Source organism: Clostridium sp. CM038, assembly GCF_055081105.1.
In genome coordinates, this window is the sequence record NZ_CM143651.1 from 568,682 (window position 1) to 583,009 (window position 14,328).

At 26.8% G+C, this 14,328-nt stretch carries 17 protein-coding genes; 15 read left to right on the plus strand and 2 right to left on the minus strand.

Going from position 1 to position 14,328, the window contains the following annotated elements:
- Positions 1 to 60 precede the first annotated feature (60 nt).
- From ACWJKS_RS02605 to ACWJKS_RS02645, 9 genes are all read left to right on the plus strand, one after another.
- Entirely contained in the window at positions 61 to 807 is a 747-nt protein-coding gene (locus ACWJKS_RS02605) for an ABC transporter ATP-binding protein (protein WP_165413319.1), read from the plus strand.
- On the plus strand, positions 782 to 2,242 hold the full coding sequence (locus ACWJKS_RS02610; protein WP_165413320.1) for a hypothetical protein: 1,461 nt from the start codon (positions 782 to 784) through the stop codon (positions 2,240 to 2,242). The genes ACWJKS_RS02605 and ACWJKS_RS02610 overlap by 26 nt, the downstream gene beginning before the upstream one ends.
- Positions 2,235 to 3,113, plus strand: coding sequence for a zinc metalloprotease (locus tag ACWJKS_RS02615; RefSeq protein WP_165413321.1), 879 nt, complete (start codon positions 2,235 to 2,237; stop codon positions 3,111 to 3,113). The genes ACWJKS_RS02610 and ACWJKS_RS02615 overlap by 8 nt, the downstream gene beginning before the upstream one ends.
- A gap of 18 nt (positions 3,114 to 3,131) precedes the next feature.
- On the plus strand, positions 3,132 to 3,413 hold the full coding sequence (locus ACWJKS_RS02620) for a hypothetical protein (RefSeq protein WP_165413322.1): 282 nt from the start codon (positions 3,132 to 3,134) through the stop codon (positions 3,411 to 3,413).
- Complete coding sequence (locus ACWJKS_RS02625; protein ID WP_462960358.1) at positions 3,403 to 3,987, plus strand: thioredoxin domain-containing protein; 585 nt, start codon at positions 3,403 to 3,405, stop codon at positions 3,985 to 3,987. The genes ACWJKS_RS02620 and ACWJKS_RS02625 overlap by 11 nt, the downstream gene beginning before the upstream one ends.
- 115 nt (positions 3,988 to 4,102) lie before the next feature.
- Positions 4,103 to 5,263 (plus strand): urease accessory protein UreH domain-containing protein, encoded by a 1,161-nt coding sequence (locus ACWJKS_RS02630; RefSeq protein WP_216303209.1) that lies wholly within the window; start codon positions 4,103 to 4,105, stop codon positions 5,261 to 5,263.
- A gap of 27 nt (positions 5,264 to 5,290) precedes the next feature.
- The gene (locus tag ACWJKS_RS02635) at positions 5,291 to 5,587 is read left to right on the plus strand and encodes a hypothetical protein (protein WP_165413325.1); all 297 of its coding nucleotides are present in this window, start codon (positions 5,291 to 5,293) and stop codon (positions 5,585 to 5,587) included.
- A 141-nt stretch (positions 5,588 to 5,728) separates the two neighbouring features.
- Complete coding sequence (locus tag ACWJKS_RS02640; RefSeq protein ID WP_165413326.1) at positions 5,729 to 6,019, plus strand: response regulator; 291 nt, start codon at positions 5,729 to 5,731, stop codon at positions 6,017 to 6,019.
- The gene (locus tag ACWJKS_RS02645) at positions 6,016 to 6,237 is read left to right on the plus strand and encodes a hypothetical protein (protein ID WP_165413327.1); all 222 of its coding nucleotides are present in this window, start codon (positions 6,016 to 6,018) and stop codon (positions 6,235 to 6,237) included. Before ACWJKS_RS02640 ends, ACWJKS_RS02645 begins: the two co-directional genes overlap by 4 nt.
- Before the next feature lie 159 nt (positions 6,238 to 6,396).
- On the opposite strand, the gene istB is transcribed toward ACWJKS_RS02645, so the two are convergent.
- Positions 6,397 to 7,140 carry an IS21-like element helper ATPase IstB gene (gene istB, locus ACWJKS_RS02650; protein WP_220320588.1) on the minus strand — a complete coding sequence of 248 codons (744 nt, stop codon included), beginning with the start codon at positions 7,138 to 7,140 and terminating at the stop codon, positions 6,397 to 6,399.
- Positions 7,128 to 8,690, minus strand: coding sequence for an IS21 family transposase (gene istA, locus ACWJKS_RS02655; RefSeq protein WP_462960359.1), 1,563 nt, complete (start codon positions 8,688 to 8,690; stop codon positions 7,128 to 7,130). Before istA ends, istB begins: the two co-directional genes overlap by 13 nt.
- A gap of 220 nt (positions 8,691 to 8,910) precedes the next feature.
- Between istA and ACWJKS_RS02660 the strand changes: the two genes are divergently transcribed.
- From ACWJKS_RS02660 to ACWJKS_RS02685, 6 genes are all read left to right on the plus strand, one after another.
- The gene (locus ACWJKS_RS02660) at positions 8,911 to 9,051 is read left to right on the plus strand and encodes a hypothetical protein (protein ID WP_220286762.1); all 141 of its coding nucleotides are present in this window, start codon (positions 8,911 to 8,913) and stop codon (positions 9,049 to 9,051) included.
- Positions 9,052 to 10,085: 1,034 nt separating this feature from the next.
- Entirely contained in the window at positions 10,086 to 11,087 is a 1,002-nt protein-coding gene (locus tag ACWJKS_RS02665; protein ID WP_462960360.1) for a hypothetical protein, read from the plus strand.
- Positions 11,088 to 11,333: 246 nt separating this feature from the next.
- Positions 11,334 to 12,227 carry a hypothetical protein gene (locus ACWJKS_RS02670; protein WP_462960361.1) on the plus strand — a complete coding sequence of 298 codons (894 nt, stop codon included), beginning with the start codon at positions 11,334 to 11,336 and terminating at the stop codon, positions 12,225 to 12,227.
- 527 nt (positions 12,228 to 12,754) lie between these two features.
- On the plus strand, positions 12,755 to 12,970 hold the full coding sequence (locus ACWJKS_RS02675) for a hypothetical protein (protein WP_462960362.1): 216 nt from the start codon (positions 12,755 to 12,757) through the stop codon (positions 12,968 to 12,970).
- Positions 12,971 to 13,244: 274 nt separating this feature from the next.
- Positions 13,245 to 13,433, plus strand: coding sequence for a hypothetical protein (locus ACWJKS_RS02680; RefSeq protein WP_462960363.1), 189 nt, complete (start codon positions 13,245 to 13,247; stop codon positions 13,431 to 13,433).
- 125 nt (positions 13,434 to 13,558) lie between these two features.
- Positions 13,559 to 13,834 (plus strand): hypothetical protein, encoded by a 276-nt coding sequence (locus ACWJKS_RS02685; RefSeq protein ID WP_462960364.1) that lies wholly within the window; start codon positions 13,559 to 13,561, stop codon positions 13,832 to 13,834.
- The last annotated feature ends 494 nt before the right edge of the window (positions 13,835 to 14,328 follow it).

A 14,328-nucleotide genomic window follows, 5' to 3' on the forward strand; every position in this document is an offset into this window, starting at 1 on the left:
TTGATTGCAAAATAAAATTTTACAAAAACAATATTCTATTTAGGGAGGAGAACTTTTATTATGTTATCAATTAAAGACCTTAGTAAAAAATATTCAAATAATTTTTGGGGCATTCAAAATTTTGATTTAGAACTAAAAGAAAAAGAATTGGTTTCAATTGTTGGTCCAAACGGTTCTGGGAAAACTACAATAATTAATTGTTTACTTGGAGTTATTTCTCCAACCAAAGGGACTTTGTCTTTATACGGTCAAAAAAATAATACTAAGAAATTTAAAGAATATATTGCATATGTACCGGACGAACTATTACTTATTGAGTCTTTGACAGGTAAAGAATATATTAACTTCGTAAAATCAATGTATCAAAATGTAAATGACGAAAAGATTAAAAAACTTGTACAAATATACAATATGGCAGAAGCTATGGAGCAAATAATAAAAAATTATTCACATGGAATGAAGAAAAAGCTTCAATTAATTGCAGCATTTATGTTAGAAGGCAAATTGATGGTGTTAGACGAGCCATTTAGAGGATTAGATGTAGAATCGATAATAACAACAAAAAAAATGTTGAGAAAATTTTTGAAAGATGGAAAAAGTATTTTAATGTCAACTCATGATCTTCTTTTAGCTGATAGTTTGAGTGATAGAATTGTAATAATTTCTAAAGGGAGGAAAGTTGCAGAAAATACTAGTAATATATTGAAAAAAGAATATAACTGTAATTCACTTGAAGAAGTTTTTATTAAAGCATCCCTTGATAAAAGTAGGAGTGATAAAATTGACGAAGTCATTAATAATTTGTAAATTAGTTTTTAAAATATGGCAGAGAAGTCTAGCAAAAATATTGAATACTAAAAGTAAGGTTGTAGGAGTAATTTCATTTCTATTTTTTATAACCTTTTTATCCGTAATAGCAGGATACTGTGTTGTAAATCCTATAATAGTAATGTTTGTGAATGGGGATACTAGGTCACTATATTTATTGTTTTCTGGTATATTAGTAAATATTTCTGTGGTAACAACGGCACTATTTGTGTTGGTAAAATCTGTAATACAAGATCGCGGTGAATTTGAAATGCAGTTAAATTGGTTTCCGCTTACTACATTCGAAAGGAATTTAGGATACAAGCTTCCAATATTTTTTGTTGTATTTGTCAGCGAATTGTTTATAAATACTTTATTAGTTATACCGTCATTGGTTATGAATGATTTACAGGGAGGGTTTTTGCTAGCCAGTATATTAGCTTTTATTATACAAATTACTTTTGTATTCTTTTTAAATACAATAATATATGACTTTTGTATATTTATTATATCTATGATTGGACTCCCTTATAGAAAACTTATAACGCTTTTAATTTTACTAATGTCAGTATTTTATTATTTTATAGAAAATTTTTCGGTGGAAGGGATTTTATCTTCATACACTAAATTTGATTATAATATACTTTATTTAATTAGTGGAGTTCTTATGAAATCAGTAAAGGTTGCAGCATTTAATTCTGTAAGCTATTTAAGAATAAGTATTTATATCTTAATTACTGCATTTTTAGCTTTAAGCACTTTATTTTGCTATGAAAAAGTTCAGAATAACAACTCTTCTAAAATATTAAAATTTCTGCCTATGTCAAAAGGGTTTAATAGATCATTAATTATAAAAGAAGTTAAAGTTCAAATTAGAAATGAAGAAAATTACATAAATATAATAATTTTTTTGTTGTTGTCAATTTTAGTAAGATTTAAATTGGGAAATTTAGAGCCGAATATTATGATAATAGGGATAGTAAGTTTAGTTTCTAGTATGTTGGCGCTAAACTCCTTTGGAAATGAAAATAATTACTTTATAATGTATAAAGCTAATGGGGTTGAATTGTTAAAGGTGTTGATTTCAAAGGCAATAGGATTATGTATTATTGGATATGGTTTATTTCTACTTATAACTATAATAATACTAGGAATTAATATGGATATATATCAAATATTGATTAGCATTCCAATAGTTATTAGTTCAATAATATCATTATATATTTTAGGAATATTAATTCCAGTAGATAACAAGAACCCTTATATGGGTGTATTTGCTTTTTTTATTCTCTTTTTTACAATGATTCCTATAGTGGTTATATTAAATCAAATAATTACAACAAATATGTCTTTGATAATTGTGGCGGTAGTACTTACAATTATATTATTTGCTGCTTTTTATTTAGTGGCTAAATGGAGGATAAAATATGAATAAATTAAAAAGAATACCATATATACCTCAAAATATTGAGATTAATAAAGATCACATTTTTGATCATAATCTACATGCTGATATTCCAATAAATGAAACGGCTTATAAAATATTATTACTAGTTGATGGAATTAAAAGTGTAAGTGAGATTACAGAATATTTAAACAAAGAAATCAAAATCAATTATGATGTTCTATATAATGATATAAATAATTTATTCTATGAATTAAATACAAATTATCTTTTAAACTGGAAATATAAAACTAATATAAGGATAAAAAATATATTTATCAACCTTATTTCACAATATAAAAAAGGATATAAAGAACGAGTTACTATAAAAAACAGCAACTTTTTTTCTGTATTTAATAGTATTAATAATGTGATTTTTAAAAAAATAGGGATATTATTTATATGGACATTAGTTCTATACATATTGAGTGTAGTCTTAATTAGTGATAGTTTAGCTTCGGGAGTAGCATTTGGATTTTTGATCGCTTTTGTTGGATTAATTTTGAGCACAAACATACATGAATTATCTCACATGTACTCTTTATGGATAAAAAAGAAAAATAAAAATATAGGATTTTTAGGGATAAGTCCATTGGGAGTGAGATTTGTAAGACCGGCAGAAACTAATTCTAATAACAATATTATTATAGCCTTATCAGGATCAATAATTCCTGGAATCTTAGGAGTTTTAATGTACATCATTAGTTTCACCATGTTTAAAGAGTGGCAATATTCTCTGTATATCAATATTTTTGCGGGAATGTTTGTTATTCAATTAGTACATTTACTACCATTTACAGGTGATGGTAAAAATATTCTTAACTATATATTATTAATGATATACAATAAAAAAATAATTTAGATACTAGGGGAGATTAAGATGATAAAAATTAGTGAAAAAACATATGGTTTAGCTGCTGTTTTAAGTATAATTATTTTACCTATAACTGCTATGAGTTTAATCTTTCTTAAAATGTTTGGTAATAAAAGTGGTAAAATCCTTTTTAACACAATGGAGATTCTTAAAATTGGAAACAATGGCTATACGTTTAATATAAAGACTACATTTTTATTATTAGTTTTGGCTGTATTTTTGGCGACTATTGTCTTATCAATAATATTTAATATTTTATTGAAAGGATTAAGGAAAAATGAAGTTTAAAAGGAAGAAAAAATGTGTTGTTATTACAATAAGTTTAGTTCTATTAGTGATTATGGGTATTTTTATAAATAGATCTGAGGGTTTAAGTAAAAAAGATGATATTAAGACTATATCTAATGCTGGAATTGTTTTTGGTGATATTAAGGCACCTGTTAAGATAATTGAGTATACGGACTTTAATTGTCCAGATTGTAAAAAAATGAATGAAAATATTGAGCCAATTCTATTAGAATATATAGCTAATAAGAAAGTTGTTTTAATATTTAAGAATGTTAATGAAAATATGCATTTAAATATTCCTAAAATTAGTACAGAGGATTATAAAGAGATTGGAAAGATCTTCAATGAAAAAGAAAAGTATATTAGTCCAAAATCAGAGCAGTACTTAAAGTCATATTTAGGAGAGAAATTATATAATAAAAGGAAAGATGATAACAAGGAAATAAAGAAAGAAATAGACTATCTCAAGATTAATACGATACCAACAATGTATGTAGGTAATGAAAAAATGGTTGGTATTTATAAAAAAGACGAATTTAAAAGAATTGTAGGAGATATATTAAACTCCAATTAGGAAAATAAATTGTGGTGGAATTATGATTAGATGTTTTAATCGTAAATAAATAGTAGGAACTTTATCATATTCATAGTGAAATTGAAATAATAAATAATCCAAGTGAGGTTAAAATATGAGAAGTATGAATATTAATAAAGTAGTAAAAAGATACTGTAGAATATTATTTTTACTAATAATATTCTTTGCCATTAATTTCTTAATGGTCGACACAATTCATGCAAAGACTAATGAGTTAAATTTGATTTATTTCAATGTGCCTCTTTGTAATACATGCAATAAGTTTGAAGATGAACTAAATAAGTTACAGAAAGAACATAAAAATATTAAGATATATAAATATGATATAAGTAAAAGTCAAAATTATGAGATGCTTGTTAGATATAATAATGAATATAAGTTAAATAAAGAGACTGGAGGAGCACCAATTATATTCGTATCAGATAGATATATAAAAGAGCCGTCTGAAATAAAGTCTATAATAAGAGAAATATTACAGAATGAGAATGAGAAGGTTAAGGAAACACCTATTTTGGAGGGAATTCAGATAAATGCAAATTCATTCAATTATGATATTTTAGGTTTTATATTTACAGGATTTATTAATGGACTTAACCCATGCTCTATATCCATGCTCTTATTTTTTCTCTCACTTATTAGTGTCAAAAATGTTGGAATAAAGAAGCTTGGTTTTAGTTTTATTTTAGGTAAATTTATAGCATATTTATTAATAGGTTCAGTCTTATACACATATCTATCTAAAATAAATATAGGAATATATAATACAATAATGAAAGAAATATTTATATTGTTTTCTGCTATAATTATTTATTTGAATGTAAATGATTTTTTAAAAGCAAGAAAGGAAAAATTTGGACAAATTAAAAATCAACTCCCAAGAAAAGTTAGACGTTTTAATCACAATGTAATAAAAAGATTTTTGGAAAATAAAAGTGGGAAAATATTAGTTATTATAAGTTTTTTATTAGGTGTAGTTATTTCATTAGGAGAATTTTTATGTACAGGACAAGTATATCTTGCAAGTATAAGTTACATGATACAAAAAAATAGCATTTATTCTCTTAAGGCTTTTTCTTATTTATTCTTATATGATTTAGTATTTATTATACCACCAATTATAATCGTATTTATTATTGATAAAGGGACTGATATGTTCAAAGTATCATCATTCCTTGTAGAGAAAATGTATTTAATAAAATTATTAACCGCAATAGTGATGTTCTTATTTTGTTTATTTATAGTTTTTATAATTTAATATAGTAAATATAAAGGAGTTTATTAAATGCCGAGAAATATTAAAATAACAGATAATGATAATTGCATTTTATATGAGGGTAATCTTTATAAACTACCAGTTGCAGAGAATATTATTATTGAGCAAAGTATTGAATACTTCAATGATTCAGAACCCTGTTTTTTACATAAAAGTGCAGTTACAAAAAAAATATATTATGAAATTGAAGACTTTTTTCAAGAAAAAGATAACATTGGCGTTAAAGAGATAAAATTAGGTGAATTTCCATTAATTTTGAAACGTCTTCTTGAGAAGATTGGAAATGCTAAAAGCATTTACTTGTAGTATGACATATTTGATGTGTATTTTTATTAATTAATATACCAATAAACTAATTTCTTTTAAAAAAGATAAGTAATCATTAATTATTATTGATTACTCATCTTTTTTATTTTGATATTAATTTCTATTCTTTTGGATATCAACTTGAATGAAGAAAGAAATGGATTGTCATTAGGTGGAGAAATCAGGAAATTGGATGATTATAAAAGTGAAATGATTTTTGTGACAAATCACATACAAATGGCATTTAAAGTTTTTCAGTATAAACTAAGAGTTTTAGAGTTTATTGATAAAAATTATAATATTGATAAACAGTTAAAAGAAAGTATTTTAATTGCAACGAAAATATTAAACAAGAATAAGGAAGAAATTGAAGAAAAATCATTGCAAATTAAGTTTGGAAAATATGTAGGGGAAATGGATGTGAGATTTTGAAAATCATTAATAAATTTTATGAATTTGCTATGTCCGATTATGCAGCTAATGTTAGAAAATATATTCCTTGTTTAATTATAATTTCAATTATCCAATTTAATATTAGTAGCTTTTGGCCAGAAGGCATATTAGAAAATTTTATGTTTTTAGTATTGTTTGTAGTTAATTTGAAATTTATTTGCGCTGTAATCAAAAGCTATAAAGAATTTTGCAAGTAGAATTATGGTGTTTTTTATGGGTGAATTTAAACGGTATTACCCTTATTTTACAAAAAAGCTATCCAATAAAACGATACTTGTTATTGGCAAGTACTTTTGGAGAAATTTCGGCAAACTATTTTACTGAATTTATCCCAGTATATTTTTCCCATTTAACTGCTAAAAGATAGATTTTCTGTGCTCCAACCTATAGCTCTTTCCAATCATGTTAAAAAGTTCGCACCTATAAGATATTCTATCTAATACAGCTGTTGTTAATGCTGGGTCTCCTAAAAGCTCTACCCATTCTTCGAATCCTTTGTTAGAAGTTATAATTAGTGATGCCTGTTCATGAAGGGATGATATTAATTGAAAGAACAAATTAGCCTCATCTCTAGTTATAGGAAGATATCCGACCTCATCAATTATAACGAGGCTTGAAGAAAGGATTCTATTTAGTTTACCTTTGCTTTTTCTTGATATCTGCTGAGTTTTCAAAACATGCATCAGATTATCCATAGTTACAAAACTTACCTTATAACCTGCCTCAACGGCTTTATAACCCAAGGCAATAGCTGTGTGAGACTTCCCAACGCCCGGTGGGCCTAAAAATATAAGATTATACATCCTATCTATCCATTCCATTTCCATGAGTCTGTTTATTTGTTTCTTTGTTATTGATTTTTGAAATAGAAAATCAAATTCCTCCATTGTCTTTTTAACTGGAAAGTCAGCATATTTAAGTCTTTTTTCTTGTGTTTTCTGATCTTTCAAAACAACCTCATTTTTAAGTATTGATAATAGAAAGTCTTGATAGGAAACATTACCTAACTCACCTTTTTCAATAATTTTATCTGCATCTACATTTAAATAGTTTAGCTTAAGATTTTTGGCATACTCTTTGATTAATTCTAATTTCTCCATGATTGCTTGTCCTCCTTCAAAGCATTAATATAGTCACTTATACTTCTTACTTCCGGTTTTAACCCTCTATACTTTGATGGTATAGATAACTTGTCAATTACAGATTTTTTATCAACTTTTGCAATATCCTGTATCGCAAGATATTCAAGGGTTTCTTTAAACATTCCAGCACTCCACAAGTTTCGTATAACACAATAATTAAATGCTTGTTCTATTAGCGAAGCTTCATATGAATGTACTATATTTAGTATTGAACCAAATTGATCTTTGCAGTATCTTGGTTTTTCACGTTTTATGCCATCTAGTAGCATTTTTGCATTTTCAGTTTTACCGAGAGCAAAAAACAATCTTTCATAAACTTGGTCAATAGAACTGTGAATATCCCTTTCGGGATGAATTATTTTTATAAGTTCACCCTGCCTTGTACTTACTTGATGACTTGCTATTAATACACCTGTATCAAAATCAACTATATTCATTTTGGAGCCTTTTATCATTAATTTAAGTTCTTTACCTGGGCTATAAGTTCCTTTGGGCACTTGATACCTGTTCTGTTTATACAAAATTACATTGTTTTTTCGTACAGCATAAGTTAAACTAGTATTAGATGAATTTTTTTCAAAGAGTTCAGGTACTGGTAGCAAGTGTTTCTTTTCGAGAGCAAACACTTCTGCCGGTATTTTTTTCGTTATTTCATGTTTTTTACCATTGCCTGTTCTATCTAGCCATTTGAATGAGTCTTCATTAAAGGAATCAACATCTATAAATACTCTGTTTATAGCAAAGTTATATTTTGAGTATTTTACCACAGATTCTATTTTCCCCTTACTTTGAGGATCAAAACCTCTACAAAGCCTAACTTTATATTTCATAGTATTAATATAATTTTGAAAACCTTCGGTATAAATAATGTCTCCAGAATTCTCGGCTACTGCAAGCACACGATCTTGGTCATACACTATTTCAATAGGCATACCACCAAGATATTCAAAAGCTCGATTATGAGCATCAATAAAAGAGGCGGTAGTAAATGGTTTGTCTGTCCAAAGTATGTATTTATACCTTGAATGTGATAAAACCATTGCAAAGCAATACACTTTTACTTTGTTTCCATTTAATCTTTTGAGCCATATTTGACCCATATCAACCTGAGCTTGGTAGCCCATGGGAAGTTCATGTACTTCCTCAAATTGTCTTATTGGCGAAGCCTTAGGCAGATTGTATTCTTTCCTTAAATTACTAATATAAAGCCTTAAAGACCTTTCTTTAAATTTTACATCACCATATCTTTCCTTTATCCAATCAAGTACTTGTGCTGCTGACATATCTCTGAAATCAGTAATCCATTCTAAAATATCATCTTTGTAGATATCAATTTTTTTATGTCTATTCTTCGATTGAATAGTGACTTTAGCATATTCACCAGGATCCATGTCCCAATACTTTTGAACTGTTTTGTAATTTATATTTAGAGCTCTTTCAACCTGTGATTTATTAAATCCAAGTGCTTTATATTGTTTTATTTCACTAAACATATTCCATCCTTTCAATTTTAAATTCCCCCTCTGTAAAATATATCTCTAATTGTATCAGAGAAGGAATTATTATTGTACTTAACTGTAAATTATTCTCCCTTTTTGTTTGCCGAAATATCACCCTTTTAGTTTACCGCTAACAATACTTAGTTTAGAAGTGGAAGGCTTCGTAAATCTACAAAACAAATACAACATTAATTATATTCGAAAAGTAATAGAAAAAAGGTGGGTATAAATGAATATATTCAAGGACTTTGTTAAACAAGACACTATACTCTCAAAATTATCAACTAATGGAAGTAATTTATTTTTGGCGGTAGTATTACTTTTAGGCACATCAATAGTCTTAATTAATAGCTTTTTTTATTATTTCTGATATGTTTTTTATAAGTAGATTTTTACGGTATTGTTAAAAAAAAAGGATTAACAGGTGTAGAATTGTTAGGTGCCTGTAAAAACATGGATGCGGGCACAAGCCTAAGGGGGAAGAAGTAATCACCTAGATAAAACATTTAACATAGTTGGTATCACCCTATTGAATGGACACAACTAAAAAAGAGTTGTAAAATTCATTTTATGGAATGATTTTTTTGAAAAAATAAAGAAATTATCAAGTTAAAGTTAATCTAAACACTGTAAATATGTATTTAGAAGAAAATATAGGTGGAATTACTATCGCAAAGACTTTAGGCCTTAACAGGTGTGGCAGAGTTTTATTAATGCTCAAGAAGTGTTTTATGTGGGTAGGATAAAAATTAATACTAATATTTATACAGAAAATGAGATCACCGAATATGGACCTAAAACAAGAAAAACGTATTATCATCTAAATATTAAGGAGCTAGCAGAGTATTTAGCCAAATATTCACTCTGTTGGGGAGTAATATATCCAATGCTACTATGTATCATTTTTATGGTTTATTGACCTTTTATTTATCTAATCTGTTACTGTTGATTTTGATAGGGAATATTCACTGCTTAACCCTGCTAAGCTTTTTTCCAGAGTTAGATAGCTCTACTATTGTATTTTTGAATACAGCTGTATATTGTTTTTGACCTCTTGCAATTATAAACACATCCTTATCATATTTATATTTTAATGTGTTCGGTTTTTAGTGTCTACAATATTATACTAACACCAAATGAGTGGTAATTTCTCTTGGAAATATAACCATTAATTTCGCTAGTAAGCTATTAATATATATTATGGAAATCAGTATTCGAAGTCAAGCAAGGGAGCAGGCACGATGAGTAAAAGCATTTTATGAAATTTGACTAAATCATATTACAATAGAAGTCTGTGAAAGCAAATTATATAGATAATAATGTATTTAATAGAACGGGAAGTTGATTTAAGCAAAGAGATAACTTCTGGTTAGCATATAATAATAAATTACAAAAGGGGAACATATGAGTTTAGTGTTTATATATATCATTATAAGTTTGTTATTAACGAACATAATTCACGAGCTAATTCATTTTTTGGCTTTGAAATTAATAGGATTGGATATATATTGTCTTGATGCTTATCCAATTAAAATTTATAAAAATGAAGATAAATATAATATAAAAATAGATATTAAGCTTAAAGAATACATGCCTGGTTTTGTTTTACCTGAAATAAGTATGCTTAGAAATAAAACTGATTTTAAAATTCAAAAAAATAAAATTATATTTATAACTTTGGCCGGTTCTTTTGGAAGTTCAGTATTGGGAATCATAATTAATATAATATATAATTATTATATTCCAAATTTGTTTATTAAAGTTTTTGGTGTTATGTCAATGATAATAGGGGGTCTTACTCTTTTATTTAGTGATGGGATAATGTCTTATAGGCTATACAGGGATAAAGTGTTTGCCGTATCAACTTTATTTTACTATAATAATATATTATCAAATCAAAAGCAAAATATTAATGAGGAGAATCTGTTTATTTACAAATATGCTAATGATGTATGTGAAGAATTAAATATGGAAGATAAATTTTTCCACAACATCAGCCATAATAAAAATCAAATAAATTTACAGACATATATACTTTATTATGTATTAATTAATAGTATTGATGGTTTTAATATAAATATAATTAAAAACATGGAGAATTTAATAGAAAAGTTATCCCAAATAAAATATTTAAATGGAAATCTGTTTGAATATATAAATGTAATTGTTATATATATGGTAATTAAAGAGGGAAAATTAGAAGAGGCAAAAAAAATATTTGAGTTAATAAGAAATAGTTCTAATAAGAGAAATTTTTATCAAAAATACATTATTAGTAGAACAAAATATTTTCTTAACGAGATTACTTATAATGAGGTTTTAAACTCAATTCCTAAATCATCTATTGTAAATAGTAGATTAGAAAAATTATTATTTGAACAATTTAGGAATTTATATATTCTTTAGAACGGACATCTCACCCCATTATAAAAAATGGAACGTAGTGACTAGTTTTTAGTTACTAATTAGCTGCAAATGCTACAAAATTTGCTGATTAATAAGGTTACATAAAAATAATTAATAACTAACACCTTGACTTTAATCTAAGAAGATCTAATTACTTTTGGGGTTAGTGATGATAAACAAGAACCATTGAGATACGTCTAAATACCTATGTCAAAAAAATAATTATAAAAATAGGAGATATTATAAATGAAAAAGTCTGTTAAGATCTTAATGTTATTAAATTTAATTAGTTATATAAGTAATTTTGCATTTGCATTTATATATTCATACGATAAAATCGCATTGAAAAATAATTTAACAATAGAAGTGCTTTGGGTATTGTCACCATATGTATTTTTAATTGCTACATCATTTATATTAGCTACTGATAACAAAGAAGAATATAAAATGTTTAAAATTGAAGCAATAATCGATTGGGTTATAAGAGTTGCATCATGTTGTGTTGCTTTTCAAGGATTTAATTTCAAATTTTTATCAGCAGGGTTTATTATACAACAAGTCATATTAGCTTCTTTATTAATTGTTAATGTATATTTGGAATATAAGATGTATAAAAAAGCGAAAAAACATACACCTGTTAAAAAAGAAAATATGGAAGTTGAAATAATATCTGAAGAAGAAAAACAAAATATAAGAGAAATTGGTAAAGCGGCAACACTTGGAATGACTTCATTTTTTATATTTGCGGGTTTTGGAATGGGTATAACACAAATACATCAGATTGATATTAAATTACTAAGAATATTTATTGTATTTGTTTCTATTTATTCATTTATATGGTTTTTAATTGCTAATTATAGAAAGTGTTATTTATTTTATTTAGATAAATTTTTAGCAAAGAGAATTTTTGTTAGAGACGGTTTGTATGCATCTCTTGGATATATATTAGTTCTTATATCTGCATTTGGATTTTTTGGGATAGGTACTTTGCTTGAATCTGCGGTTATATTGATTGGGATTTTATTACTATATCCAACAATATGTACTGATAGAAAAATAGGACTTAGATATACAAAAGTTAAAGATATTTTAGGTGAAAATTTTTATTTGTATTTTAATTGTAAAGAAAAGAATTTGTAGCAAGGTGAAGAATGCGACTGCGACTCCTGCAGTTTGTGTATAAATCGGATTTTCTGAATTATAATCATCACCATAGAAGGAACTGTTTTCAGTGACTTCTATGGTGATTTTCAGTTGCATCCTATGGGGTTTGGACAGTCACCTAAAAAAGGAATAAAGCGACGGTTTGGTAAAAAGAGTATGGAGCTGTTCAAGGTAAGGTTTTAAATATAGATCAAGGTGCGACTATAGATAATGAAAAAGGGAATGTATATTTCAAGGTTAAAGTAAAACTTGATAAAAATTACCTTGCAGATAAAAAAGGAGGAAAAGTTAATGTTACCCTTGGTATGATTACGGAAACTAGGGTTAAGTATGAAAAAATCACATGTATGAAATACTTTATGGAACAGATTGGGATAAAACTTAATTAGCTATTTTAGGTGTCAGCAAGTGCTTTTGATATAAATAATGCAATTAATGTGATTATTAATTGTAGTAAACAGTTGAAAATATTATAATAATGGGAAGGGGATTAAAAAATTGAAATGGCTTTAAAATTACCGAATAATTATGTTGAGGTTGAGAGTGGTGAGATGGAGTATGTTGATGGAGGATGGTTAGGAGTTGATGTTATGCCAGTTCGGGTAGCTGGAGAAGGAGCTATCTCATCATATATTAGAAAGGTAGGAGTTAGTGAGGGAAAAAAATATTTAATAGGAATATTAAAACCAAATTACTTTCTATTGGTGCTGGAGCACTAGCAGGTAGCCTTGTTGGTGCAGTAAATTTTGCAATAAATGCCGCTGATATTGGAAACACTGTTGCAAGATACTTAGATAATCATGATTCAAAACCAGGAAACGGTTGGTTATCAATATAAATTTTATAATATAGTAAAAAAATAAGTATTACGAGCTTTAACATTGTATCTTGGTACACTTAATAGTGCATAACAAAATATTAATGTTGAAGCTCGATTATACACAATGTGAGATATAAAAAGTATAGTTTTAAAATTATAAGGAGATGATTTATATGAAAGTCACAAAAGGAAAAGTAATTACTTGTATAAAGTTTTCAGTGTCATTTTCTTTTTTTAATTTTTTGTTTGACTATTTTTTCAGACCATCAAATATAAGTTTAGCAAGAAATATTTCTGTTGCAGTTGGTGTTGCAGTAGGGGTGGTTTTCTATAGCACAATTTCTGATAAAAAGGCAAACTGATATATATATTACTAAAAATTGGAGTATGATAATATTTATATAAAATTTAAGAAGGTGTATATGATAATTAAAAAGAAAAATATAAAATTAATATATATTAGGTTGCCATGTGGAGATTTCATATTATGAATATAAGTAATAAAAAAATAATGGGTCTTGTTTCATTTTTTGTAGGTATAGATATATTAATAATATTAACAGCGTTATGTAAAATTAAAAACTTATCTATTGATATTGAAAGTATTCACAAATACAGTATATTAATATTATTAGTTTTATTATTAAGTTGTATTTATATCGATATAATAATTCATGAATTAGGTCACTTTATAGCTGGAAAATTAGTTGGATTTAAATTCTATTCTTTTACTATTTTTCCGTTTGAAATAAGAAATATTTAGTTTCGGCATTTATTTACACCGAAATTGATAATGAAATCCACCAATAATTTGCTTGAGTTCTCTAAAAGTGCATTCTATTTTGATACTATAACTGTATAAACTTATTAACAACCATTAAACGGATTCGCTCCGCTCATCGATTTAATGGAATGAGGTTGCATCAGCCACCTAGTATATGGGAATGGACAATTAGCAAGGCGGAAATGGTACATTTGATTCCAATTTATTAGAGGCTGAATTAGGTAGAAAAATTGAGAGTCTGGAAAGAAAAGAAACAAAAAGTTAGCGGTAGCCAGTGGAAAACCACTGAAGTGAGTTAAATATACTTCTAAGGTTTTTTCGTCGTTGTGGCTGAAGAAAAGACCTTAGAAAAGTTAAAAATAGAGTATGTAAGAAATCTTAGAATTGGATTTAAAACAGGAGGTCTCTCCAATAATATAATGCGCAATATCTTCAGTAAGAGCTACTACTTATGTTTTTAGGGGTAACAATGG

Excerpts from the sequence above, each read along its gene's own strand:
- ACWJKS_RS02605 (WP_165413319.1), top strand. The coding sequence starts at position 61 with ATGTTATCAATTAAAGACCTTAGTAAAAAATATTCAAATAATTTTTGG.
- ACWJKS_RS02615 (WP_165413321.1), top strand. The coding sequence starts at position 2,235 with ATGAATAAATTAAAAAGAATACCATATATACCTCAAAATATTGAGATT.
- ACWJKS_RS02620 (WP_165413322.1), top strand. The coding sequence starts at position 3,132 with ATGATAAAAATTAGTGAAAAAACATATGGTTTAGCTGCTGTTTTAAGT.
- ACWJKS_RS02625 (WP_462960358.1), top strand. The coding sequence starts at position 3,403 with ATGAAGTTTAAAAGGAAGAAAAAATGTGTTGTTATTACAATAAGTTTA.
- ACWJKS_RS02630 (WP_216303209.1), top strand. The coding sequence starts at position 4,103 with ATGAGAAGTATGAATATTAATAAAGTAGTAAAAAGATACTGTAGAATA.
- ACWJKS_RS02635 (WP_165413325.1), top strand. The coding sequence starts at position 5,291 with ATGCCGAGAAATATTAAAATAACAGATAATGATAATTGCATTTTATAT.
- istB (WP_220320588.1), bottom strand. The coding sequence starts at position 7,140 with ATGGAGAAATTAGAATTAATCAAAGAGTATGCCAAAAATCTTAAGCTA.
- ACWJKS_RS02660 (WP_220286762.1), top strand. The coding sequence starts at position 8,911 with ATGAATATATTCAAGGACTTTGTTAAACAAGACACTATACTCTCAAAA.
- ACWJKS_RS02665 (WP_462960360.1), top strand. The coding sequence starts at position 10,086 with ATGAGTTTAGTGTTTATATATATCATTATAAGTTTGTTATTAACGAAC.
- ACWJKS_RS02670 (WP_462960361.1), top strand. The coding sequence starts at position 11,334 with ATGAAAAAGTCTGTTAAGATCTTAATGTTATTAAATTTAATTAGTTAT.
- ACWJKS_RS02675 (WP_462960362.1), top strand. The coding sequence starts at position 12,755 with ATGGCTTTAAAATTACCGAATAATTATGTTGAGGTTGAGAGTGGTGAG.
- ACWJKS_RS02680 (WP_462960363.1), top strand. The coding sequence starts at position 13,245 with ATGAAAGTCACAAAAGGAAAAGTAATTACTTGTATAAAGTTTTCAGTG.
- ACWJKS_RS02685 (WP_462960364.1), top strand. The coding sequence starts at position 13,559 with ATGAATATAAGTAATAAAAAAATAATGGGTCTTGTTTCATTTTTTGTA.